The following is a 23,247-nucleotide window of genomic DNA, read 5'->3' as shown; positions in this document are numbered from 1 at the left end:
TTGCGTTTATTTCGCGCTGCTGCCGCCGCCGCTGCCCGTGCCCAGCACGCAGCGTCCGGCTCGGCAGACCGCGCCGGGGTCGGTGACCAGGCGGCAGTCCGAGATCATGCCGGCACGCTGGCTTTCGGCCTGCTCGGCGGCTATCTGGCGCTGCGCCAGATCCTTCAGCTTGGCCTCATCGACGTTCTTGGTCGACCAGGCAAGATAGCTGCCCGGCCCGCCGCAAGCCTTGAACCCGACCGCGATCGTGCGGCACTGCGAGGCGTCGTCGCAGGGCGCGTCGCCGATCAGGGTCTTGATCTCGGCATACAGCTGAGCGCTGGTCTGGGCGGGCTTGTTCATGGGCTTGCCAATCGGCTGAGTCGGCGGTTCGGCGGCACAGGCCAACAGGCTGCTCAGGCTCAGCAGCAGGGCGGTGCTCCAGCCACGCGGGTAGGTGTGGGGCGAAGTCATGGTCCTGATACTGGCCCATGCATGGCTGCCGCGCAAGCCTTAGCGCAGCCCCAGCGCCTTTGCGACCTCGCGCCAGCCCAGCAGCTTGAAGTTCTGAGTGCCCTGCGGTAGGCGCTTGCGGCCGTCCTGCACGACCAGCAGGCCCTCGGCATAGGCCCCGCCTGCGCCCCCGAGATTTGCTGCGCTGACATCCAGGCCATCGGTTTCGGACACGCCGTCGATGCCCAGGCCGGCGTTCATGCCGATGCGGAAGGCGCCGCGGGACGCATGCGGCGCGTCGGCGTCGAACACCGAGTAGCTGTCATTCCCCTGCGAGGAGACGATCAGATAGCGCCGACCGGGCCCGCCCTGGTAGATCGCCAGACCCTCGACATCGGCTTGCAGGGCCGGACCGACCGGGATCACCAACTCGGGCTGGCTGTCGGCGCGGTCCAGCGCCAGACGCCAGACGCCGCGCCTTTCCTCGCCGACGAACAGCTGCTGCGTCGCCTCGTCGACCACGCAGCCCTCGGGCTGGCTGGCCAACTTGATCTCGCGCACGAGCTGACCCTGCCAGGCGTCCTTGCCCTGATGCCGCTCACGCAGCAGGCGGATCTGCTGCACGCGGCCATCCTTGTCGTTGGCGAACACATCGAGGCCGCCACTGGCGTTGAGACCGCTGCAGACGCCGTAGATGTCGGACAGGCCTGTCGGCAGCCGCGCCAGCTCGCTCACCCGGCCGCCGCTGCCGATCTCGAACAGCACCAGGCCGGCCTCGTCGCGCTGGGTCGCCACGGCCAGGTCCAGGGTCTTGCCGGTCCCATAGCGCAGACCCTGGCGCAGATCGACGTTGTTGATGCGGCCGACCGGCAGGAACTGGGCTTCGCGACCCTGCATATCGTAGACCGCCAGGCCACGCTTTTTGTCAGTGGCCAGGATGCGGCTGTCGGCGGGGCGGCGCGGATGGACCCAGATGGCCGGGTCGTCGGCCGCGTCGCCGGGGCCTGCGACCGGCGTGGTCTGGGCCTGGGCCTGGACCATGGGCAAGGCAGCGCGCGGCCGCTCGGCATGGGCGGCCAGCCAATCGCCCAGCGCCCGGGCCGCCTGATCCTCGTCGGCCTCGGGCAGGTGTTGCAGCAACTGCCGGCCTTCGCTCTCGGCATCGGCGCCATAGGCCCACAGGCCGACGCCTGGCTCGGCGATATAGAGCCGGCCTTCGGCGTCGCGGACGTGGCAGGCTGCCGGCTCCAGCGGTGTGGCCAGGCGGCGCAGCGGCAAAGCCCGGCCCTCGTGTAGCAGCCATTGCTCGCTGATGCCCCGTTCGCCCAGCAGAAAGACCTGCAGCAGGCCCTGCTGCGCATCGCGGTACAGGCACAGCTGCTCGACCGCGAAGCCCGGTCCGGGCCAGCGCGCCTCAACCGTCATCCGGCCCTGGCGCGCGCGCACCAGCAGCAGCTCGGCGCTGTCGGCGTCTTGCAGCAGGGCCAGGCGGCTGCCGTCGGGCAGGGCACGCTGGTCCCAGCGCTTGGCGCGCAGGCTCAGGTCTTGCAGGCTTTGGCCCTGGGCGTCCAGCAGCCTCAGCGCCTTGCTGTCGAGCTGCAGGCTCTGGGCCGGGCTGAGTGTGGCGGTGGCGAGCAGGGCCAGCGCCAGCACGGTTTTCTTCATCGTCATCGTCATCGTCTTCATCAGTACAGCGCCAGTTTCACACCCAGCTTGATGCTGCGCCCATATTGTTCGTACTGCGCGTTGCGGGCCTTGTTGTCGGCCTGGTAGGCGTAATAGCGCTCGTTCGTCAGGTTCAGTGCCTCAAGGCTGACTTGCCAGCGGCGGGCTATCTGGTAGCGCAGTGAGAAGTCGAGCTGGTTCTGGCGATCCACCTTCAGATCCTTGCTGGCATCGAACACGTCGCCGACCTCCAGCAGATAGGGACTTTTGTGATTCAGAGCCAGCCGGGTGGACCAGCCGTGGCCTTCCCAGCCCACGCTCAGGTTCAGCGTGCGGTCGCTCTGGCTGGGCAGCTTGATCTGGCGCTGCTGCCACTGCCCGTCCTTGAACCCGCCAATCGCGGCCTTCGAGTCGACGAAGGTCGCGTTGACACCGACCACCAGGCCGTTCAAAGGCGCCGGCAACTGGCGCAGCGCCTGGCTGTAGGCCAGTTCGACGCCGCGCACGCTGGCCTTGCCGCCGTTGGTGTAGCCGATCACCTCGTCGAAATCTTCCCAGCCGGGGCTGCCGGCCAGATCGGTCTGGAACACGAAGTCGCGGATGCTCTTGTGGAAGACATAGGCCGACAGCGCACCGTCGCGGCCCAGCGCGCGCTCGATGCCGAGGTCTAGATTGCGCGAGCGCAGCGGCTTCAACAAGGGGTTACCGAGCTCGGCCTCGTCGCCGTCGATCACCCGGCCCGGCGAGAGCTGGCCGAAGGTCGGGCGCAGCACCGAGTTTGTCAAGGCGGCGCGCAGCTGCAGTTCCTTGGATAGTCCCTGCTTCAGCAGCAGCGAAGGCAGCCAGTGGCGGCTGCGCGTGCGGGCCTGGCTGGCCCTCAACTCCTCGTCCACGGAGGCGGTGCCGTCGGCGCGGAAGGCGATGCGCTCGTGGCGCAGGCCGCCCAGCAGCTCGGTCGCGCCCTGCTTGTAGCCCAGCTGCAGATAGCCGGCGTTCACGTCCTCATGCATCTCGAAGTCGTTGATGCTGGAATCGATCTCGTCGCGATAGTCGCTGCGGTCCAGACCCTCCAGCAGCCGGCGCAGCTTGGGATCCGAAATACCCTGACCGAAGCTACCCCAGGCATAGGGCAGGTCTCGGCCGGTCGTCAGTTCGGCCAGCGTGGGATCGCCCAGATCACTGCCCTCGAACTTGTAGGTCTCCTGCGCACCACTCTTGTGCCGGCGTGTGGCCTTCAGGCCGCCCTTGAGCGTCAGCTCGGCGCCGCCGGCCAGATCGAATTCGCGCTGCAGATCCAGCTTGGCATGGCGCACGCGGTCGCGTGCGCGGCTGTTCTCCAGCTCGACCTCATCCAGCTCGTAGGCCTTGCTGTTCTGGCGCAGCGCGGCTGGGTCTTGCAAGGCCGGTCGCTTGCCGCCGACGAAGCCAACCTCTCCGAACTCGGCCGCGAAACCCGCGCCGGCGATCCCGTCGGGTGTCTGCTCGCTGGCGCGGCCAAGGCCCGCCTCTGCCCAGAGGCGCCAGGCCTCGGTGAGCTGCAGCTCGGTGCCCAGGCTCAGCGCCAGAGTCTTGGCTGTCTCGGTGCGCGACTTCAAGCTGCGCACAGCCTCGGCTGCGCCGCTGGCGCCGCTGGCCTGCGCGTCCTCGAACTCGATGCCCAGCGATTCGCGCTGCTCCTGGTCGCTGAAGCGGCTGGCGAAGCCGCGCAGGTAGAACTGCTGGCCGGCCGCCGGACGGTAGTCCAGGTTCAACGCCGCGCCGACACGCTCGCGCGTGATCTCGTAGCGGCGCAGCTCAAATTCCTCCAGCTTGTCGCCGTCCCAGGCGCCACCGGTCTCGACATTGTCGCTGGCGAAACGGCGCTGGTCGGCCGACAGCGCCAGCGCCACGCCGAGCCGGTTGCCCGCGAAGCGGTCGGCGAAGGTCAGCGAGCCGCGGGGCCGGGTCTTGCCGGCATTGGCGTCGTGGTTGGCGCCCAGCTCGACGCTGAACAGCCGGCCGGCCAGGTCGAAGGCCGACAGCGTGTTGACCGTGACGCTGCCGCCGATCGAGTTGGCGTCCTGCTCGGGCGTCAAGGTCTTGCTGACCTCGAGTGAGCGGATCAGCCCGGCCGGCACCACGTCCAGGCCCGGCGCGCGGCGGTCGGCTTCTGATGCGGGCATGGTGGCGCCGTTGATCGTGACGGCGTTGTAGTCCGGCCCGAGGCCACGCACTCGGATGAAGCGGCCCTCGCCTTGGTCGCGCTCGACCGAGATGCCGGGCAGGCGCGCCAGCGCCTCGGCTGCATTGTTGTCGGGCAGCTGACCGATCGCGTCGGCATGGACGATGTTGACGATGCCTTGCGCGGCCTGCTGCTTGGCCAGCGCGCTGCGCAGATTGGCGGCCTGGCCGGTGACGAGCACGCGGTCCAGGGTTTCGGCGGGTTTGGTGTCTTGTGCCTGGACGGGGCTGAAGGCGCTGAGCAGGCACAGGGCCAGCAGGCTGAGTCGGGGTGTCGTGTTCATGGGCAGGAGGCTGCAAAGCAATGGGATGGGTCGCACCTTAGGCAGACCGCATGGCAGTCCCGTGACAAGCGCCTGGGCGGCCTGGATGCCGGCTCAAGCAGCGCAGATCGGAGCTGGCGCCGAGCTGAAATGACTCCCCCCGGCCCCAGATGACGGCCTGTCACAAAGCCTCACTAGCATCGCGAGGCCATGTCGATTGCTTCTTCCCTCGCATCCCTGCTGCCGCGCCGGCTGCGTTCGCTGCCCCAGGCCCCGGTACTGGGTCTGCACGCCTTCGGTCACAGCCTGCTGCTGTTGATGGCGGCCTTGCTCTGGCTTTATGCCCAACAGGGCCAGGCTCGGGCGCTCGCGCAATGGGTCTGGCTGGACATTGTCGGCGAGGGCGGCATGACGCTGATGGTGGGCGTCTGGCTGATCTATGTGCGCGCCAGCAGGCCGGCCGGCCTGGTCACCAGCCTGCTGTGCCTGGGTCTGGCGGGCATGCTGCTGGGCGGATTCGTCGACACCTTGGACGAGTTCTGGGCGCTGCCGAAATCGCTGCTGTGGGACAACGCGCTGGAATCGACGCTCACGCCATTGGGCATGGTCTTGCTCACCTGCGGTCTGCACCAGTGGCGGCGCGAGCAGCTGGTGCTAAACGCCCAGTTGCGCCAGCGTGAGCGCCTGTTCCGCGACCATCGCCGGGTCGATGGCCTGACCCAGCTGGGCGATGCCGGCTATATGGCCCAGCAGCTGCTGCTGGAACGCGCCGAGGGCCGCGAGGGCAGCCTGGTGATGCTGGGCTGGCAGGGCTTCGAGGCGGTGGCGCGTCGCCATGGCCTGGCCGAGGCCGACCGACTCTTGCAGGCCGCCGCCCAGCTGCTGCTGCTGCACTTGCGTGGCGACGCGCTGCTGTGCCGCTATGCCGGTGACCGTTTCATCGTGCTGCTGCCGGGTCTGGCGCAGGGCAATGGCTATGGCGATAGCGAGTGCCAGGTCTTGCGCGCGGCGCTGGCCGGCTTTGCCTACCCCTTGCCCGGCGGCGAGCGGCTGCAACTGCCGGTGCTGATGACCAGCGTCGGCACGGCTGGCCCGGCCGATCCGCAGGAACTCCTGGCCCAGCTGGCCGGTCGGCTGGCTTGACGGTGATGAGCTTGGCCCAGCAGATCGCCGAGCTGAGGCCACTGGGGCTGGCGGCCGAGGCCGGCCCGCTGTCGTCCGCGCCCTACCAGCTTGATAGTGCCTGCATCGCCTGGTCCGACCACGGTGCCTTGCTGGCCGAGCTGGCGCGCAGCCGCGGGCTGGACCTGCTTGCCTGGCTGGCGGCGGCCGGAGTCCGGCAGGGTCAGGTCTTGCTGAGCCCGCGCCAGCTGCTGGCCTTGCTGGCGCCCCTGCAGGCCTGCGGCGCCGACAGCGCCTTCGTGATCGGCCGGCTGAGCCTGCCGGGCCACTACGGACTGGCCAGCCAGGCACTGTACCAATCGGGCTGCCTGCTCGATGCGCTGCGGCTGCTGGTGCGCCATGCCGGTCGGCTGAGTCCGCTGCTGACGCCGCGCCTGCTGTGCAGCGGGCCGGAGTTGCTGCTCTACTGGACCGAGGCCTGCGGCGCCCCGCCGGCCCAGCGCGCCTTCTTGGTGGACCAGCAGATGAGTGCGGTCAGCTCGATGTGCGAGCAATTGGCCGGTCAGCGCCTGCCCTGGCGCTACAGCTTCAACCGCACAAGGCCGCGCGACCCGGCCCAGCATGTGGTGTATCTGGGCGGCGCGCTGCGCTTTGGCTGCCAGGTCGACGCGATGCGTATCGATCTTGCGTTGGCGCAACGGCCCTGGCCCGCCGTGAACGGCGTCTCTTTGGCCGGGAGTGCCCTGGCCGCCGGTGCGCTGGCCCAGGGCGCCGACCCGGCCAGCGCGCGGCGCGGCCTGCTGGCGGCGCTGTACGACCATCTGCTGGGCGAACTGACCCGCTCGCCCAGCCTGGACACGGCAGCCGCCGCCTTCGGCATCAGCCCCGCAACCTTGAAGCGCCATCTGGCTCAGCACGGCACCCACTTCCAGGCCGAGCTCGACCAGGTGCGCAGCCATGTGGCCTTGTATCTGCTGGGCCTGCAAAGCCAGCCCAGCGAGGTCGTGGCCCAGCAGCTGGGTTTCTACGACGCCGCCAATTTTCGGCGCGCCTTCCGGCGCTGGACCGGTATCAATCCCGGTGCGCTTGCGCCCTCCTGATCGTCAAGCCTCGCGCAGGCAGTCGACGATCTTCAGCCTGGCCGCCCGCCAGGCCGGGATGAAGCCGCCGATAAAGCCCATCAGCAGCGCGAACAGCAGGGTTTGCCAGACGATGGCGGCCGTCATCTTGAACTGGAAGGCCAGCTCGGCGAAGGTCTGAAAATTGGTGGTCGAGACATCGACGGCTTGCATCAGCGCCGCCGCGCCCAGGCCGATCACGCCGCCCACCAGGGCCAGCAGCATGGCCTCGCCTAGGAAGGCGATCAGCACCGCACCACGCCGGAAACCCAGCGCGCGCAAAGTGCCGATCTCGCCGGTGCGCTGGGCCACGGCGGCGAACATCGTGATCATCGCGCCGACGATGGCGCCGATCGAGAAGATGATGGACAGCGCGGTGCCGAGGATCGAGATGAAGGTGGCCAGCGCCTCGCTCTGCTCGGCATAGAACTGGATCTCGCGCTTGGCCTCCAGCTGCAGCCGCGGGTCGGCCTCGACGGCGTTCTTGAGCGCGTCGAACTGCGCGCTGTCCTGCAGCCGCAGCACCAGGGTGGAGAATCCCTGGCGTCGGAAGGCCTGCAGCATCTGCTCGGCGTCGCCCCAGATCTCCGAGTCGAAGCCGCTGCGGCCGGCATCAAACACACCCACCACCCGCCAGTCGCGGCCGGCAAAGCGCAGCGTCTCGCCCAGGCCGGCGCCCTGGAAGCCGCCGGCCACCGCGCGGCCGGTGATGATCTCCGAGCTGCCGGGCCGGAACATGCGTCCCTCGACCAACTGCACTTTGGGTCGCAGCTGCAGGGCCAGCGCCGAGGTGCCGCGCACGGTGACGTTGCTGGGCTTGCCACTGCCGCGCTTGGGCAGATTGTTCAGCACCACCGGCTCCTTGCTCAGCAGCAGGCCGCCGCCGGCCGCGCTGGCGATGCCCGGCAGGCTCTCGACGATGGCGGCCTGGTTGCGGGCGATGCCGCTGTTGATCTCGGCGCCGGCCCCCTTGCGCAGCACGATCACATTGTCGGCCTGGCCGGTTGCCACCAGGGTGCTGCGTATGCCCTCGCTCATCATCAGCACGGTGGCGAAAACATAGATCACCAGCGCCATGCCTGCGGCGGTCAGCAGGGTCGTGACACGGCGCACCCACAGGTTTCTGGCAATGTACGAAAGCGGGATCGCTTTCATCCGACGTGCCTCAAACCATTGACGATATCGATCCGACTCATCTTCCAGGCCGGCCAGGCGGCCGCAACGCAGCCGATCACCAGCGAGGCCAGCAGCTGCAGCGCCATCGTCAGCTCCGAAACTCGGAAGATCGGGAACAGCGTGCCGGCGGCGCTGGCGAAGGCGGCCGCCAGCGGCAGGGTCAGGGCCAGGCCTAACAGGCCTCCCAGCAGGGCCAGTAAAAGGCTCTCGCCGAACAGCAGCCTTGCGACAAAGCCCGGCGCAAAGCCGAGCGCCTTCAGAGTCGCATACTCGGCCAGGCGCTCGCGGGCCGTCATTGTCATCGTGTTGGCCATCACCGCCATGATGATGACGACGATGATCAAGCTGACCGCCTGGACCGCCACCAGAATGGCCTCGCTCATCGAGACAAAGCTGAGCTGGAAGGCCGATTCCGTCTCTGTCAGGGTCTCGGCCAGTGAGTTGCGGAACTGCTCGTCAATTCGCTGCGAGATCAGCGCGGCGTTCTGCGGCTCATTGATGCCAACGATGTAGACGCCCACCGCATCGGCCCGATTGCCCAGCTGCTTGCGCAGGCTTTCGTTGATCAAGCCCCAGTGGAACAGCATCTGGCTCTCGTCGGTCTTGGCGTCGGCACCGTCCCAGATGCCGCGCAAGGTGAAGGTCCAGGTGCCGGGATAGATGGTGCCGCGCAGCGGGATCTGGTCGCCGAGTTTCCAGCCAAATTTGTCGGCCAGCTTGCGACCAACCAGCGCGCCCTGGCGATCGCGGATGAAGGCAAGGCGTTCTTCGTCGCTGAGCCGGTACTCGGGATACAGGGACAGATAGCTGGCCGGCTCGACCGCGAACTGTGGGAAGAAGTTGCGCTCGGTGATGTAGATGCCGCCAAACCAGTTGGCCCAGGACACGCTGGACACGCCGTCCACGCTCTTGAGCCGCTGCGCGTAGCTCAGCGGCAGCGGGAAGGTCAGCGAGATAGCGCTGCGCGAGACCAGCCGCGTGCTGCTGCTGGCCTCGACGCCGGCATACCAGGCGTCGACGATGGTGCGCAGCAGGCCGAAGGCCGAGATCGCCACCACCAGGCCCACCAGGGTCAGCGCGCTGCGCAGCTTGTGGCGCAAGAACACGTTGCGTAGCAGCAACTTCAGGATGAACATGTCCGCTCGTTCAGGCCGTGGCCGCCGCGTCCGGCACCAGCACGCCTTTTTCCAGATGGATAAGGCGGCGCGCCCGTGCGGCGGCCTTGGGGTCGTGGGTCACCATCACAATGGTCTTGCCGAGCTCGCGGTTGAGCTGCTCCAGCAGGTCCAGCACCTCGGCGCCGGTCGTGCGGTCCAGATCGCCGGTGGGCTCATCGGCAACGATCAGGCTTGGGTCGCTGACCAGGGCCCGCGCAATCGCGACGCGCTGCTGTTGGCCGCCCGACAGCTCGTTGGGGTAATGGTCCATGCGGTCTTGCAGCCTCACCATCGCCAACGCCGCCTCGGCATGGGTGCGACGCTGACGCGCCGACAGCCCGGTCAGCAGCAGCGGCAGCTCGACGTTTTCCAGCGCCGTCAGCACCGGCATCAGGTTGTAGAACTGGAAGATGAATCCCACGTGAGCAGCCCGCCAGTCGGCCAACTGGCCCTCGCTGAGCGTCGCGATGTCGACGCCGCCGATCACGATGCGCCCGCTGCTGGGTTGGTCGATGCCGGCGATCAGGTTCAGCAAGGTGCTCTTGCCCGAGCCGCTTGGCCCCATTAGCGCGACGAAGTCGCCGGCGCGCACCTGCAGCGCGATGTCCAGCAACACCGGGATTTCCTGGGCACCGCGCCGATAGGCCTTGGACAGGCCCTCGATGCTGATCAGCACCTGCTCGTCGCTCATGGCTTGGCGCCGAGCTTGACGGCGGCGCCGTTGGCCAGCTTGGCCGGCGGCTCCAGCACCAGGCGATCGCCGGAACTCAGGCCGCTGCCGCTGACTTCGACCAGATCCCCCAGCGTGCGCCCGCGCCGGACCTCGACAGTCTCGGCGAGGTCTTTGTCGCCCTCGCGCTTGACCCTGAAGAGCCAGGTCTTACCGTCGCGCTCGCTCAGCGTCTTCGGGTTGACCGCCAGCACAGCCTGCAGTTCGGCGGCCGTGGGCTTTTGCGACAGGAATACTACCTTGGCGCTCATCTCCGGCAGGATGCGCGCATCCAGCTGCTCGAAGCGAACTTTGGTCATCACGGTTGCCTTGGCCCGGTCGACCGTCGGCACGATGCCGGCCACCTGGCCCGCGAAGCGCTGACCGGGCAGTGCGTCCAGCGTGATCTCGACTGGCTGGCCGGCGCTGACCTTGGCCAGGCTGGCTTCGGACACATCGGCCTCCACCTCCAGCGTGCTCAGGTCGGCCATGGTTACGACGGCGCCTTGCGAGCCGGCGGCGTTGGAGAACGGCGTGATGATGTCGCCGACATTGGCGTTTTTGACCAGGACCACGCCGTCAAAGGGCGCCCGGATCTCGGTGAAGTCGCGGTTGACCTGCTGCAGGTTCAGCTGGGCCTGGGCTTGCTGCACCCCGGCGTGGGCCGAGCCCGCACCAGCCTGGGCCGAGGCGAGGCCGGCGCGGGCGGCGTCGAGCCGGCGCTTGAGGGCCTCCAGCGCCTGGGTGGAGACAAAGCCCTGGGCCTGCAGGTCCTGGCTGCGCCGGTACTCGGCTTCGGCATTGGCCTGCTCGACCCGGGCCTGCTGCACCGCGCTCTCGGCCTGGCGTGTACCGGCCTCGGCCAGCCGCACGCCGGCGGCCGCCGCCGCGATCGAGGCTCGCACATCGCTGGCGTCGATGCGCGCGATCAGTTCGTCCTTTTTGAGCACGCTGCCCTCGCGTACCGTGAGTTCGATCAGCCGGCCGCTGGCCTTGGAGGCGACGGCGGCGCGGCGCTGCGCGACCACATAGCCCGATGCTGTCAGCTGCGCATACTGCTGCGAGGGCGTGGTCTGCTGCACAGAGGCCAGCTGCACCTCGGGAGGCCGGGGCGCCAGCAGCGCTGCGCCGACGGCCAGCAGCAGCAGGCCGGCGATGAGCCGGCGCCAGGGCAGGCGGCGCCGGCGAGCGACTGCCGTCTTGTCAGGGCTTTGGCGCTCGATCCTGAGGCTGGCGAGCGGGGCGTTCGAGTTTTCGGCCATGGACTTTGTCGTCGATGTGAGGGAAGCCTGCGGCATTGTGCGCAGATTTCCGCGCCGGACCGCATCGGCGGGGCCAATAATCTTGCTCCGCATGAAGAGGTCTTAATGCCGAGCTTGAGGATGCTGGCGCTGTTACTGGCGCTGCTAGTGATGGGCTCCGCCTGGGGTCAGGATTTGCCCTGTCCGGATGACCTGGAGGCGGTCTCGGTGCTGGCCCGGCTCAATGCGCTGCGCGAGCAGCCGCGCTCGTGCGGCGCGGTGCCGATGCAGGCCGCGCCGGCGCTGCGTTGGCAGGCCCCGCTGGCCACCTCGGCTGACGAGCATGCCCGCGAACTGGCGCGGCGCGACACCCTCAGCCACCAAGGCCTGAAGACCCGCAGCCTGCGCGAGCGCCTGCATCTTGCCGGCTACCGCATGCGGATGAGTGGCGAAAATCTGGCGGCCGGCCCGGCGAGCTTGGAGGAGACGTTGGCACTGTGGCTGGCCAGCCCCGGGCATTGCGAGAACCTGATGCTGGCCGAGTTTCGCGATGCCGGCCTGGCCTGCGCTGCCGCACCGGGTCGACACGAGCGCTTTTGGGTCTTGCATCTGGGGCGTGGGGCGGCGGATTGAGGTAGGCTTGTATCGCAGGATTCAAGCAGCCCGGGTTCGCAACATCATGATGTCAAGAAGCGAGACTTCAATGATCCAAGGTTCCTGTCTTTGCGGCGCTATTCGCTGGCAGTTCGAGGGCCGGCCGGATGGCGCGACGGCGTGCAACTGCACGGCCTGCCGCCGCTACGGCACGCTCTGGGCCTATGACTATGAGGGCGAGGGCATCCAGGTGTCCGGGCCGTCCAAGGCTCATGTGCGGGGCACGGCGCTGGCGTTCCATTTCTGTCCGCACTGCGGTTGCGTCGCCTTCTGGCGCGGGCTGCGAAAGGATGAGGAGGGCCGCACCCGTATCGCGGTGAACCTGCGCCTGGCCGAGCCCGAAGCGGTGGCATCAATCCCTATCGACCACTTCGACGGACTCGACAGCTTTGACGACCTGCCGCGCGACGGCCGCTGCGTGGCGGATTACTGGTTCTAGGCGCGCGCCTCAGATCCAGCCCAGATCGATCGCCCTGAGCACCGCCTGCGTGCGGTCGCGCACGCCCATCTTTGAGAACACCGCCGAGCAGTGGTTCTTGATCACGCCCTCGCTATTGCCCAGCAGCGCGGCGATTTCGGTGTTGCTGCGGCCGCTGGCGACCAAGCGCAGCACCTGCAGCTCCTTGGGTGAGAGCGGGTCGGGCTCGGGCGTGGCCTCGAAGCCGCGCTCCAGCTTGGCTGCGACTCGGCCCATGCGCTCGGTCAGTCCCGGGCGAAGCGCGGTGCCGCCGGCCGCGACATCGCGCAGCGCCTGCACCAAGGTCTCGGGGCTGATGGCCTTCAATAGGAAGCCGCGGGCGCCGGCGCGCACGGCCTCGTCGAAGGCGGCCGCATCGTCAAAGGTGGTCAGCAGCAGCACCGGGATGTTCAACGCCCGCGCCGCCAGCGCACGGATCAGGCCCAGACCATCGAGTCGCGGCATGCGCATGTCCGACAGCAGGACATCGGGCAGCAGGGCCTGTGGCTGCGAGAGCAGCTCCAGTGCCTCGGCGCCATCAGCGGCCTCGCCAACGAGCTGAATTTCGGGGCTCAGCCCCAGCAGGCCCTTGAGGCCTTCGCGCACCAGCTGCTGGTCCTCGACCAGCAGCACCTTGATCGTGTTGTTGTTCATCTCAGGCTTCCCTCGGGCAATGCAGTTCAATCATGAAGCCGGGGTTGTGACGCTTCACCGTCATCCGCCCACCTAGCTCGCTCATCCGCTCGGCCATGCCCTTCAGGCCGTTGCCGGCCACCAGGCGGGTTGCTCCGCCGCCGTCATCGTCGACCGTCACGGTCACCGACTCACGGTCGGCACTCAGCACCACCCGCACCCTGCTGGCGCGGGCATGGCGCACGCTGTTGGTAACAGCCTCCTGCACGCAGCGCAGCAGCGCATGGGCTAGGCGCGGGTTCAGGTCGCGCGCTGCCTGGGCAATATCGAGCTCTATGCGTGTGCTGGCAATCCCCTGGGCCAGGGTCAGCAAGGACTCGCTCAGATCGATGCGCTGCGAGGCTCGCTCGGCCGTGACGGCCTCGCGGACATCGGCAAGCAGCCGCTCGGCGCTGCCGCGCGCCTTCTCGACGGCCAGCGCCGCACCCTCGGTATCGGCGCGCTGCAGCAGCGCGCCGCCCAGCTGCAGTTGCAGATTGAGCGCGGTCAGGTGGTGACCCACGACATCGTGCAGCTCTCGGGCCATTAGCGCCCGTTCGGCATAGCGCAGCTGCTCTGCCTGCAGCCGCTCGGCACTGAGCTTCTCGGCGAGCATGGCCTGCAGCCAGCGGCGTTTCTCGGCCTCGGCGGCGGCCATCCGACCCAGACCGAAGGCCATGCCATGCAGTGCCACCATGGCCATCAGTTGGCTCAGACCGTCCAGCCACAGCGACTGGTTGGAGCGCATCTGTTCGAGCTGCTGGCTCTCGCTGGGTAGCAGCAGATAGAGCGCCAGATTGGCGGCCACCTGAGCCAGCGCGAAGCTGAAGGCCGGCCGCAGCCGCAGCATCACGGCGGCCAGCGCGGTGACCAAAAAGGGCAGGCCCGGCGTGACGGCCAGCGCTAGCAGGTTCAGTACGACGATGGCTGCCAGTGCCTGTGGCGGCGTGCGGTCGACGCTGGCCCGGCGGGCCAGCCACCAGAAGCCGGCGGCGAACAGCAGCACCAGCGCGAAACTGGCCAGCATCAGGCCGGTGTCACTGGTATTGCCGCCGCGCAGCAGGTGCAGCGAGGCCAGCGCGCCGTCGTAAGGATCGGTCTGCGGCCGCCCGCGCAGCGCCGCGACGATGGACCACAGCTCCAGCACACAGACCGCCAGTGCTGCGACGCGCAGCACAAAGCCGGGCTGGGCAATGCGGGCGAGCAGGCGGTCCAGGGCGTTGTTCAAGAGGAAATCGGCAAAGCCGCGAGGCTGCCACAGCCTGCGGGTCTGCAGGCTGTGCCGAAGGTCATGCCATTGCCTCGGCGATCACGCCGCCGCCGAGGCAGACCTCGCCGTCGTAGAGCACTGCACTCTGGCCCGGTGTCACCGCCCACTGCGCCTGGGCGAAGTCCAGCCGGATGCCGCCGGGCTGCGGTGTCAGCATGCAGGCCGCATCGGACTGGCGGTAGCGGGTTTTCGCGCCGTAGCCGCCCAGCTCGGTCGAATCAGCAGGCATGACGCCGGCGGTCCAGCTCAGATCGTCGGCCAGCAGCGCGCGGCTTTGCAGCAGCGGATGGTCATGACCTTGCACGACCACCAGGGTGTTGCTGTCCAGGTCCTTGCGGGCGACGAACCAGGGCTCGTGCTCGCCACCACCGCGTGGCGAGCCCTTCTCCTTCACGCCGCCAATGCCCAGGCCCTGGCGCTGGCCCAGCGTGTAGAAAGACAGGCCGACATGCTCGCCGAGCTTGCGGCCGCGCTCGTCCTTGATAGGCCCCGGCTGCTGCGACAGATAGCGGTTCAGGAACTCGCGGAAGGGCCGCTCGCCGATAAAGCAAATGCCGGTCGAGTCCTTCTTCTTCGCGTTCGGCAGGCCAATGGCTTCGGCGATGCGACGTACCTCGGTCTTGGCCAACTCGCCGACCGGGAAGAGGGTCTTGGCCAGCTGGGCCTGGTTGAGCCGGTGAAGGAAGTAACTCTGGTCCTTGAGCGGGTCCAGACCCTTGAGCAACTGGAAGGCGCCATCGAGTTCCCTGACGCGCGCGTAGTGCCCGGTCGCTATCTTGTCGGCGCCCAAACGCATCGCATGGTCCAGAAAGGCCTTGAACTTGATCTCGGCATTGCACAGCACATCGGGGTTGGGCGTGCGGCCAGCCTGGTACTCGCGCAGGAACTCGGCGAACACCCGGTCCTTGTAGTCGGCGGCGAAGTTGACATGCTCGATCTCGATGCCGATCACATCGGCCACCGCCGCCGCGTCAACGAAGTCGATGTTCGACGAACAGAACTCGCTGTCGTCGTCATCTTCCCAGTTCTTCATGAAGATGCCCACCACCTCATGGCCGGCTTGTTTCAACAGGTGTGCGGTGACGGCGGAATCGACGCCGCCGGACAGGCCAACGACGATGCGGTGCTTGATGGGACTCATGGGCAGGATTGTCCCGCAGCCGCAGTTCGCGCTGCCGGCGCGCGGTCTTCTCGACTTAACCTTGCGCCTAACAATGTTCTATTGGTATGCAAATTGGCATATTTTATTGCCTGTGGTGATCGAAGAGATTTGACGGTTTTTGCCATTTATCGGGTTTGTTGGTATGTGCCACGGTCGCAAATCGTGAATAAATTGGTACTGTAAAGGTACATATTTATCGCGACCAGGCCGGGTTTGGTCGAACGCCTGCCCAATCAAGGAGACAAGCCGGTATGAAGAAGCTGTTGATCGTCGCGGCCGCGCTGTGTGCGCTGGCCGCAAGTCATGCCCAGACGGCGCCGAAGCGGGAGATGCGTGGCGTCTGGATCAGCACGCACCTGAGCCTGGACTGGCCCAACCGCACCCAGACCCCGGCTCAGCAGCGTGCCGCCTTGATGACCTTGCTGGATCACAACAAGGCTACCGGCGTGAACTCGGTGTTCTTCCAGGTGCGCAGCCAGGGCGACGCGATGTACCAGAGCAGTGTCGAGCCCTGGTCCTACTACCTGACCGGCACCCAGGGCAGGGCACCCGACCCGCTGTGGGACCCGTTGCAGTTCGCGATCGATGAGTCGCGCAAGCGCGGCCTGGAGGCTCATGCCTGGATTAACCCCTACCGGGCGGTGTCCGATGCATCGGCCGCTAACGATCCGCTCAAGTACGCCGCCAATCATGTGTCCAAACTGCACCCTGAATGGCTGCTGACCATAGGCAACGTCAAAATCCTCAATCCGGGGCTGCCCGAGGTGCGCGACTACGTGCACAGCGTGGTGATGGACGTCGTGCAGCGCTACGACATCGACGGCCTGCACTTCGACGACTACTTCTATCAAAGTGGCGTCATCGCCGACGATGCGGCCTATGCCGCCGACCCGCGCGGTTTCCCGGCCACCACGGCCGGCCGGGCCGACTGGCGCCGGGACAATGTCGCCTTGTTGATCGAGCGCATCGGCACCAGCATCCGAGCCGCAAAGCCTTGGGTGAAATTCGGTATCTCGCCCTCCGGCATCTACCGCAGCGACCCGAACTACCCGAGTGGCACGCCTGATCCCTCGCTCGGTTCTTGGACCAGCACGGGCGCCTTCCAGCACTACTCCAGCAGCTTCGCGGATACCCGTCTGTGGCTGCAGTCGGGCTGGATCGACTACTTGGCGCCGCAGGTCTATTGGTTCATTGGCCAGACCGGCTCCGACTATCAGTTGTTGCTGCCTTGGTGGAGCCAGAACACGCAGGGCCGGCACATCTACATCGGCCTGGCCGACTACAAGCTCAACACCAGCGGTTGGACCGCGCCCAGCCCGGACAACCAGATTGCCCGGCAGATCAAACTGAACCGGGGTACACCCAATATCGGCGGACAGATCCACTTCCGCCAGGCCTTTCTGGTATCCAACCTGCTCGGCTACCGCACCGAGCTGATGAACAACAGCTACAAGAAGCCCGCGCTGCTGCCGACCATGCCATGGAAGCGCAGTGGTGTGCCGAGCATACCGCTGTCGCTGAGCGCGACACGCAACGCGAACGACTCGGTGAGCCTGGCCTGGTCGCGCCCGATCGATGTCGCCGACGAGTTTGAGAAGGTGCGGCGCTACGCGGTGTATCGCTCCGAGCATGCCCCGATCGACCTGGAGGACCCCGCCAATCTGCTGGGCCTGACCAACGCTGATGAGACGGTCTTCACCGACGCCAGCGTCGCCGCCGGTGCTTACTACCACTACGTCGTGACCGGCCTCAACCGCCTGCACGATGAGAGCCCAGCGAGCGCTGCTGCCAGCAACGACACGACGCCGCCCGAGGTCAGGACGCAGGCCATCACACGCACCCTGGCCGGTGGTGAGGTCGAGATCAGCGCCATCGATGTGGATGCAGGCAGCACCGATAACTGGGGCATTGCCTCCCTGAGTTTGAGCAAGCATGTCTTCAGCTGCGCTGATGCCGGTGTCAACCAGGTGCTGCTGCGAGCCACCGACAAGGCGGGCCTGGCAAGCGCCGCCACCGCCCAGGTGACGGTGTTGGGCGGCGCTTCCCCGCCCGCCGTCGCGATCAGCCACAGCAGCCAGGTCGTCACCGGTTTCCCGGCCAACACAGTCACGCTCGGTGTGGGCACCCAAACCCTGACCCTGACGGCGACCGACTCTGTGCCCGGCGCTGCCAGCAGCTTTGCCTGGACGCCAGCGCCCGGTCTGACCGGCATCAACGGCGCCACCGCGCAGTTTGCCCCGACCGCCCCAGGCAGCTACACCTACCAGGTTCGCGCGACCAACTCGCAGGGCTGCAGTGCAGACGCGACGGTGACCGTCGTGGCCGTTGACAAGCGGCGTGGCCGCTGAACCGCCCTTGCGCACCTCCCTACTTCCTTGACAACAATGGCCCCGGAGCTCTTCAGTCATGACTGCTTGCATCGCGATTGCCCGTTCCCTTCAATCCCTGCTGGTTGGCAGCGCCCTGCTGACAGGTGCAGCTTCGGCGCAGGCCGAGCTGGTCACCAACGGCGGTTTCGAGATCGGCCAGGGCGAGGGCTGGACCCTGTCCGGCAATACCGCCTTCTCGTTCTTTGACGATGTGGCACCCCACTCTGGCCTGATCGGGGCAGCCTTTGGCGCTCCGCCGGCCGACCCGGCCCTGCTTTCGCAGACGCTGGCTACGCAGGCCGGCGGCCTCTATCGCGTCAGCTTTTGGTTGCAGAACAGCGTGGCCGGTACGGCTGAGCAGCCAAACTCGTTCTTGTTGAATTGGGATGGCGGCGCGGCCGAAGTCACGCAGCTCAATGCCGACGCCTTCCAGTACACCCAGTTCAGCTACACCTTCCAGGCAGCGTCGTCCGCGACCGATCTGGCCTTCAGCTTCGGCAATTTCGCGGGCTACTGGGAGTTTGACGACGTCTCGGTTAGCGCAGTTCCTGAACCCTCCAGCGCTGCGCTGCTGGCCCTCGGCCTGCTGATCTGCGGCTTGGTGGCGAGCCGCCGGCACCGCTGACCCTCATCAGCCTCAGGCGGCGCCGGGCTGCCTTTCTTGATCGGGAGGCCTATCGGGCGTCCCGCAAAGGGAGCGTTTGGCTGGCCGCCTGGGGTCTTCAGTCGCTACTCATCTCCTCTTCATGCTCGGCAGTGGCCGGGCCGATAGATTTCGCCTGCGGCGCGATAGGGCCGCGGCAGTCGGGCAAACAGGCCCGCTGCCTTGGCGGAAAGAGGGAGATAAGCAGTGACGGAAACAAGCAGTACCCTGCGCGAGATCCTGGCTGAGGCCATGGGCATCAACACCAGCGGATTCGGAGCCCACACGCTTTTGCTGGGTGTCGTGCCCGAGCTGGACTCGATGTCGGTGATGGAGGTGGTGATGGCGCTAGAGCAGCGCTTCGAGATCGATCTGGCCGATGACGAACTCGACGCCTCGGTGTTTGTCAGCTTCGGCAGTCTGGAGCGGTATCTGCTGCGCCGGCTGCAGATGGGCAATAAAGCAGCGCTGGCCTGAGATGGGCGCCGGGCTGATCAATCGAGCCGTCGTTCTGCTGATGGGGCTGCTGGGCCGGCTGTCGGCGCGCCAGCGTCAGCGCGTTGCCGGCATCGTGGCGCTGCTGATCTTGCGCTGCGCCAAGCGCACCGATACCAGGCTGGCGGCCAATTTGGCGCTCGCCATGCCGCAGCTCGACGCAGCGCAGCGCCGCACGCTGGCGCTGCGCTCCTATCGCAACATCTGCTTGGGAGTGCTCGACACCTTCTGGCTCGACAAGCTTCGTTTGGACATCGAGTTCAGCGACAGCGCCGCACGCCGCATCATTGAGGGCGGAGGCGGGGCCAGCATCGTGACCCTGCATATGGGCTGCTACGAGGTAGTGGCGCTGGCCGTGCAGCGGCTGACAGGGCGCTCCACCACGATGTCCAACATCCCGCCGCATCTGCGCTGCGTGAGTCGGCTCTACCAGGCGGCTGGCATAGCCTGCGTTCACAAAAACAAGCCCGGTGGGTTCTTCGAGCTTGTCCGCGCTGCCAAACGCGGCGGCTATGTCACCTTGCACGGCGATCACTACGGCAGCGATATGCCTGTCAACTTCTTCGGTCACGCCACTCAGGCGCCGGGTGGTGCGGTGATGCTGGCCGCGCTGGCGAGCAAGCCGCTGCTGCTGGGCTATGCGGTGCTCAGCGAGGCTGGCCGCTATCGCGTGGTCTTCGAGACCCTGGTCGAGCACCCGCTGCCGCGCCAGCCAGCAGAGCTGGCTTGGGCGATGGGGCGGGTCTACCGGCGCTTTGAGCAGGTGATACGCCAGCACCCCGAGCACTGGTACTGGTCTTACAAGCGCTGGCGCACGCCGATCACTGCTTGATTTGCGGCCTGAACAGGCTGTCGTCGGCCTGGATCAGGTCCAGCGGCAAGCGCTGTCCGGCCCGATGGTCCTGCAGGCACTGCCAGACCAGCGGGCTGCGCAGGCGGCCGGCCGCGCGCGCAGCTGCGATCTCTTCTGGGCTTAACCACAGCCAGCGCACGATGCCTTTGTCCAGCACCAGCCCGGGTACCGGCCCCTCGCCTTCGATGCCGCCGCAGTAGGCGATGCGCAGATAGGTCACATCCTCATCGGTTTGGGGGCGTTGGAATCGCGACATATACAGACCCAACAAGGCCTCCGCCCGGAAGCGGTGGGCCGTTTCCTCCAGCGTCTCGCGCAGCGCGCCCTGCAGCGGCGTCTCGCCCTGCTCCAGATGGCCTGCTGGGTTGTTGAGCTTGAGCCCCTCGGGCGTGTGCTCCTCGACCAGCAGGTACAGGCCCCCGCGTTCGATGATGGCGGCGACGGTGACCGAGGGTTTGAAGCGATGCGCGACTTGCATCTCGCCATTGTGCCGTCTGGCCGCTAGGTAAAACCCTGTCGCAGCGGCAACACGGATCGCCAAAAACCCCATGTAAGCTCGGTGCAAGTTGGTCCGTCGGCGACGAGCCCCGTCCGGGGTCGAGGCCGGCAACAGGAGGAACTCCCGATGCTGATAGGTGTTCCGCGCGAAAGCGCGGCCGGAGAAACCCGTGTGGCCCTCACCCCGGAGACGGCCAAGAAGCTGAAGGCGCAGGGTCATGTCTTGCTCGTCGAGACGGGGGCAGGTCTTGCCGCCAGCGTCACCGACGAGGCCTATGCCGCCGCCGGCGCCGAGATCGTCGAGCGCGCCGCCGCCTTCGCCGCCGAGCTGCTGCTGAAGGTGCGCAGCCCCAGCACCGAGGAGCTCGGTCTGGTCAAGCCGGGCACGGTGCTGGTGGGCATGCTGAACCCCTTTGACCGGTCCGGGCTCGAGGCACTTGCCGCGGCCGGGCTGACCGGCTTCGCGCTGGAGGCCGCGCCGCGCACGACGCGGGCGCAGAGTATGGATGTACTGAGCTCGCAGGCCAATATTGCTGGCTACAAGGCCGTGATGATCGCGGCCGATCGCTACCAGCGCTTTTTTCCGATGTTGATGACGGCGGCCGGCACGGTCAAGGCGGCGCGCGTCGTGGTGCTGGGCGTCGGCGTCGCGGGCCTGCAGGCGATCGCGACGGCCAAGCGCCTGGGTGCGGTGATCGAGGCCTCGGATGTGCGACCCGCAGTGAAGGAACAGGTCGAGTCGCTGGGCGCCAAGTTCATCGACGTGGCCTACGAGACCGATGAGGAGAAGGAGGCGGCGGTCGGTGTCGGTGGCTATGCCAAGCCGATGCCGACAGGCTGGCTGGAACGCCAGCGCGTCGAGGTGGCCAAGCGCGTGGCCCAGGCCGATGTGGTGATCACCACCGCGTTGATCCCGGGCCGCGCCGCGCCGGTGCTGGTGAGCGAGGAGATGGTCAAGAGCATGAAGCCGGGCTCGGTGATCGTCGACATCGCGGCCGGCAAGGGCCCCGACGGGGTGGGCGGCAATTGCCCGCTGACCGAGGCGGGCCGGACCGTAGTCAAGCATGGCGTGACCCTGGTCGGCGAGACCAATCTGCCGGCCCTGGTTGCGGCCGATGCCTCGGCCCTGTATGCGCGCAATGTGCTGGACTTCCTCAAGCTCGTGTTCACGAAGGAGGGGGCGTTCCAGCTGCCGATGGACGACGACATCGTGGCGGCCTGCCTGGTGAGTCGCGACGGTCAAGTCACACGGAGCTGAACCCCATGGATATCGTCAACCCCACCATCACCAATCTGATCATCTTCGTGCTGGCCATCTATGTCGGCTACCACGTGGTCTGGACCGTCACCCCGGCCCTGCACACGCCGCTCATGGCTGTCACCAACGCGATCTCGGCCATCGTCATCGTTGGCGCGATGCTGGCCGCCGCGCTGACCGAGACCAACGCCGGCAAGATCATGGGCACGCTGGCCGTCGCGCTGGCCGCTGTGAATGTTTTCGGCGGCTTTCTGGTGACGCGCCGGATGCTCGAGATGTTCAAGAAGAAGGACAAGCCCGCAACCAAGAAGGAGGGCAAGTGATGAGCCTCGATGTCGTCACGCTGCTTTATCTGGTCGCCAGCGTCTGCTTTATCCAGGCGCTCAAAGGCCTGTCGCACCCGACCACCTCGATCCGCGGCAATCTGTTTGGCATGGTCGGCATGACAATCGCCGTGCTGACCACGGCGGCGCTGATTGTCAAGCTCGCCGATGGCCGCGCCCTGGGCATGAGCTATGTGCTGGCCGGCCTGGTGATCGGTGGCGGTATCGGTGCCTATATGGCCAACAAGGTCGAGATGACCAAGATGCCTGAGCTGGTGGCTTTTATGCACAGCATGATTGGTCTTGCGGCTGTCTTCATCGCGGCCACTGCGGTGGTCGAGCCCTGGGCCTTCGGTATCACTGCCAAGGCAGGCGCCATCCCCGGCGGCAACCGGATCGAGCTCGCTTTGGGCGCATTCATTGGCGCCATCACCTTCAGCGGCTCGGTGATCGCCTTCGGCAAGCTGTCGGGCAAATACAAGTTCAGATTGTTCCAGGGCGCGCCGGTCAGCTTTGCTGGCCAGCACAAGCTCAATCTGGCCTTGGGCCTGGCGGCGGCCTTCTTCTGCTTCGGCTACTGGCACTCCGAGAGCTGGATGGATTTCGGCATCATCATTGCGCTGGGCCTGGTGCTGGGCGTGCTGCTGATCATCCCGATCGGCGGCGCCGACATGCCGGTGGTGGTTTCGATGCTGAACAGCTACTCGGGCTGGGCGGCCGCCGGCATCGGCTTCTCGCTGAACAACAGCATGTTGATCATTGCCGGATCGCTCGTGGGGTCATCGGGTGCGATCCTGAGCTACATCATGTGCAAGGCGATGAACCGCTCCTTCTTCAATGTGATTCTGGGCGGGTTTGGTGGCGACACCACCACGGCGGCGGCCGGCGGCGGCGCGCAGCGCAGCGTCAAGAGCGGCAGCGCCGACGATGCTGCCTTCATCATGGGCAATGCCGAGAGCGTCATCATCGTGCCGGGTTATGGCTTGGCCGTTGCGCGCGCCCAGCATGCGGTCAAGGAGCTGGCCGCGAAGCTCACTGAGAAGGGCGTGACGGTTAAGTACGCGATCCATCCAGTGGCCGGCCGCATGCCCGGCCATATGAACGTCTTGCTGGCTGAGGCCGAAGTGCCCTATGACCAGGTGTTCGAGATGGAGGACATCAATGCCGAGTTCGGCCAGGCCGATGTGGCCATCATCTTGGGCGCCAACGATGTGGTGAACCCTGCCGCCCACACCAAGGGCAGCGCGATCTACGGCATGCCCATCCTGGAGGCCTACAAAGCCAAGACCATCATCGTCAACAAGCGCTCGATGGCGGCCGGCTATGCGGGCCTGGACAATGAACTCTTCTATATGGACAAGACCATGATGGTGTTTGGCGACGCGAAGAAAGTCGTCGAGGACATGCTCAAGGCGGTCGAGTAAAAGCAGCCGGCGCAAGCCCCAGAACAGTGCCCGACGACACCAGATCGGGTACGCCGCGCACCGCTA

General features: G+C 66.9%; 22 protein-coding genes. 11 read left to right on the top strand and 11 right to left on the bottom strand.

Features of this window, described 5'->3' with window-relative positions; translation table 11 throughout:
- Positions 1-6 precede the first annotated feature (6 nt).
- The 3 genes from OOZ63_RS19890 to OOZ63_RS19880 are packed head-to-tail and all read right to left on the bottom strand — an operon-like array spanning position 7 to position 4,601.
- Positions 7-453 (bottom strand): hypothetical protein, encoded by a 447-nt coding sequence (locus tag OOZ63_RS19890; protein WP_266007342.1) that lies wholly within the window; start codon positions 451-453, stop codon positions 7-9.
- Between the two features lie 39 nt (positions 454-492).
- On the bottom strand, positions 493-2,109 hold the full coding sequence (locus OOZ63_RS19885) for a phytase (protein ID WP_266007341.1): 1,617 nt from the start codon (positions 2,107-2,109) through the stop codon (positions 493-495).
- An 8-nt stretch (positions 2,110-2,117) separates the two neighbouring features.
- A complete protein-coding gene (locus tag OOZ63_RS19880; RefSeq protein ID WP_266007340.1) occupies positions 2,118-4,601 on the bottom strand; it encodes a TonB-dependent receptor in 2,484 nt (827 codons plus the stop codon).
- 189 nt (positions 4,602-4,790) lie between these two features.
- Here OOZ63_RS19880 and OOZ63_RS19875 point away from each other — a divergent pair, with 189 nt between their 5' ends.
- Together OOZ63_RS19875 and OOZ63_RS19870 are read left to right on the top strand one after the other, a co-directional pair.
- Entirely contained in the window at positions 4,791-5,723 is a 933-nt protein-coding gene (locus OOZ63_RS19875) for a GGDEF domain-containing protein (protein WP_266007339.1), read from the top strand.
- Positions 5,724-5,728: 5 nt separating this feature from the next.
- Entirely contained in the window at positions 5,729-6,802 is a 1,074-nt protein-coding gene (locus tag OOZ63_RS19870; protein ID WP_266007338.1) for an AraC family transcriptional regulator, read from the top strand.
- Positions 6,803-6,805: 3 nt separating this feature from the next.
- Here the strand turns inward: OOZ63_RS19870 and OOZ63_RS19865 are convergent, their stop codons facing one another.
- Genes OOZ63_RS19865 through OOZ63_RS19850 form a run of 4 tightly spaced genes read right to left on the bottom strand, consistent with a single transcriptional unit; the run spans position 6,806 to position 11,124 of the window.
- Positions 6,806-7,975, bottom strand: coding sequence for an ABC transporter permease (locus OOZ63_RS19865; RefSeq protein ID WP_266007337.1), 1,170 nt, complete (start codon positions 7,973-7,975; stop codon positions 6,806-6,808).
- The gene (locus tag OOZ63_RS19860) at positions 7,972-9,132 is read right to left on the bottom strand and encodes an ABC transporter permease (protein WP_266007336.1); all 1,161 of its coding nucleotides are present in this window, start codon (positions 9,130-9,132) and stop codon (positions 7,972-7,974) included. Before OOZ63_RS19860 ends, OOZ63_RS19865 begins: the two co-directional genes overlap by 4 nt.
- 10 nt (positions 9,133-9,142) lie before the next feature.
- Positions 9,143-9,844 carry an ABC transporter ATP-binding protein gene (locus tag OOZ63_RS19855; protein WP_266007335.1) on the bottom strand — a complete coding sequence of 234 codons (702 nt, stop codon included), beginning with the start codon at positions 9,842-9,844 and terminating at the stop codon, positions 9,143-9,145.
- Positions 9,841-11,124 (bottom strand): efflux RND transporter periplasmic adaptor subunit, encoded by a 1,284-nt coding sequence (locus OOZ63_RS19850; RefSeq protein WP_266007334.1) that lies wholly within the window; start codon positions 11,122-11,124, stop codon positions 9,841-9,843. The genes OOZ63_RS19855 and OOZ63_RS19850 overlap by 4 nt, the downstream gene beginning before the upstream one ends.
- Before the next feature lie 105 nt (positions 11,125-11,229).
- On the opposite strand from OOZ63_RS19850, the gene OOZ63_RS19845 reads away from it, so the two are divergent.
- Complete coding sequence (locus OOZ63_RS19845) at positions 11,230-11,736, top strand: CAP domain-containing protein (protein ID WP_266007333.1); 507 nt, start codon at positions 11,230-11,232, stop codon at positions 11,734-11,736.
- A gap of 70 nt (positions 11,737-11,806) precedes the next feature.
- Entirely contained in the window at positions 11,807-12,196 is a 390-nt protein-coding gene (locus OOZ63_RS19840) for a GFA family protein (RefSeq protein WP_266007332.1), read from the top strand.
- A 9-nt stretch (positions 12,197-12,205) separates the two neighbouring features.
- Here OOZ63_RS19840 and OOZ63_RS19835 read toward each other — a convergent pair whose 3' ends face one another.
- The 3 genes from OOZ63_RS19835 to mnmA form a co-directional block, all read right to left on the bottom strand.
- Complete coding sequence (locus tag OOZ63_RS19835) at positions 12,206-12,868, bottom strand: response regulator (protein WP_266007331.1); 663 nt, start codon at positions 12,866-12,868, stop codon at positions 12,206-12,208.
- Position 12,869: 1 nt separating this feature from the next.
- Positions 12,870-14,114 carry a sensor histidine kinase gene (locus OOZ63_RS19830; RefSeq protein WP_266007330.1) on the bottom strand — a complete coding sequence of 415 codons (1,245 nt, stop codon included), beginning with the start codon at positions 14,112-14,114 and terminating at the stop codon, positions 12,870-12,872.
- Between the two features lie 61 nt (positions 14,115-14,175).
- Positions 14,176-15,297, bottom strand: a complete 1,122-nt coding sequence (gene mnmA, locus OOZ63_RS19825) for a tRNA 2-thiouridine(34) synthase MnmA (RefSeq protein ID WP_266007329.1) — start codon at positions 15,295-15,297, stop codon at positions 14,176-14,178.
- A 272-nt stretch (positions 15,298-15,569) separates the two neighbouring features.
- Here mnmA and OOZ63_RS19820 point away from each other — a divergent pair, with 272 nt between their 5' ends.
- The 4 genes from OOZ63_RS19820 (at position 15,570) to OOZ63_RS19805 (ending at position 19,657) form a co-directional block, all read left to right on the top strand.
- Entirely contained in the window at positions 15,570-17,666 is a 2,097-nt protein-coding gene (locus OOZ63_RS19820; protein ID WP_266007328.1) for a family 10 glycosylhydrolase, read from the top strand.
- A gap of 58 nt (positions 17,667-17,724) precedes the next feature.
- Positions 17,725-18,312 carry a PEP-CTERM sorting domain-containing protein gene (locus tag OOZ63_RS19815; protein ID WP_266007327.1) on the top strand — a complete coding sequence of 196 codons (588 nt, stop codon included), beginning with the start codon at positions 17,725-17,727 and terminating at the stop codon, positions 18,310-18,312.
- Positions 18,313-18,537: 225 nt separating this feature from the next.
- Positions 18,538-18,807: an acyl carrier protein gene (locus tag OOZ63_RS19810; protein WP_266007326.1), complete on the top strand. Its 270-nt coding sequence runs from the start codon at positions 18,538-18,540 to the stop codon at positions 18,805-18,807.
- A 1-nt stretch (position 18,808) separates the two neighbouring features.
- Positions 18,809-19,657: a lysophospholipid acyltransferase family protein gene (locus OOZ63_RS19805; protein ID WP_266007325.1), complete on the top strand. Its 849-nt coding sequence runs from the start codon at positions 18,809-18,811 to the stop codon at positions 19,655-19,657.
- Here OOZ63_RS19805 and OOZ63_RS19800 read toward each other — a convergent pair.
- Positions 19,647-20,156, bottom strand: a complete 510-nt coding sequence (locus OOZ63_RS19800; RefSeq protein WP_266007324.1) for an NUDIX domain-containing protein — start codon at positions 20,154-20,156, stop codon at positions 19,647-19,649. The two genes, OOZ63_RS19805 and OOZ63_RS19800, sit on opposite strands and share 11 nt — an antisense overlap.
- Positions 20,157-20,303: 147 nt before the next feature.
- On the opposite strand from OOZ63_RS19800, the gene OOZ63_RS19795 reads away from it, so the two are divergent.
- From OOZ63_RS19795 to OOZ63_RS19785, 3 genes are read left to right on the top strand one after another with little or no spacing between them, the layout of a single operon-like run.
- Positions 20,304-21,434 (top strand): Re/Si-specific NAD(P)(+) transhydrogenase subunit alpha, encoded by a 1,131-nt coding sequence (locus tag OOZ63_RS19795; protein WP_266007323.1) that lies wholly within the window; start codon positions 20,304-20,306, stop codon positions 21,432-21,434.
- 5 nt (positions 21,435-21,439) lie between these two features.
- Positions 21,440-21,757 carry an NAD(P) transhydrogenase subunit alpha gene (locus OOZ63_RS19790; RefSeq protein WP_266007322.1) on the top strand — a complete coding sequence of 106 codons (318 nt, stop codon included), beginning with the start codon at positions 21,440-21,442 and terminating at the stop codon, positions 21,755-21,757.
- Positions 21,757-23,181, top strand: a complete 1,425-nt coding sequence (locus OOZ63_RS19785; RefSeq protein ID WP_266007321.1) for an NAD(P)(+) transhydrogenase (Re/Si-specific) subunit beta — start codon at positions 21,757-21,759, stop codon at positions 23,179-23,181. Before OOZ63_RS19790 ends, OOZ63_RS19785 begins: the two co-directional genes overlap by 1 nt.
- Positions 23,182-23,247 lie beyond the last annotated feature (66 nt).

The sequence above is a fragment of the Paucibacter sp. PLA-PC-4 genome (assembly GCF_026241155.1).
Taxonomy (GTDB): domain Bacteria; phylum Pseudomonadota; class Gammaproteobacteria; order Burkholderiales; family Burkholderiaceae_C; genus Roseateles_E.
The sequence above is the reverse complement of the archived record's forward strand: the minus strand, read 5'-3'. Positions and strand labels throughout refer to the sequence as shown.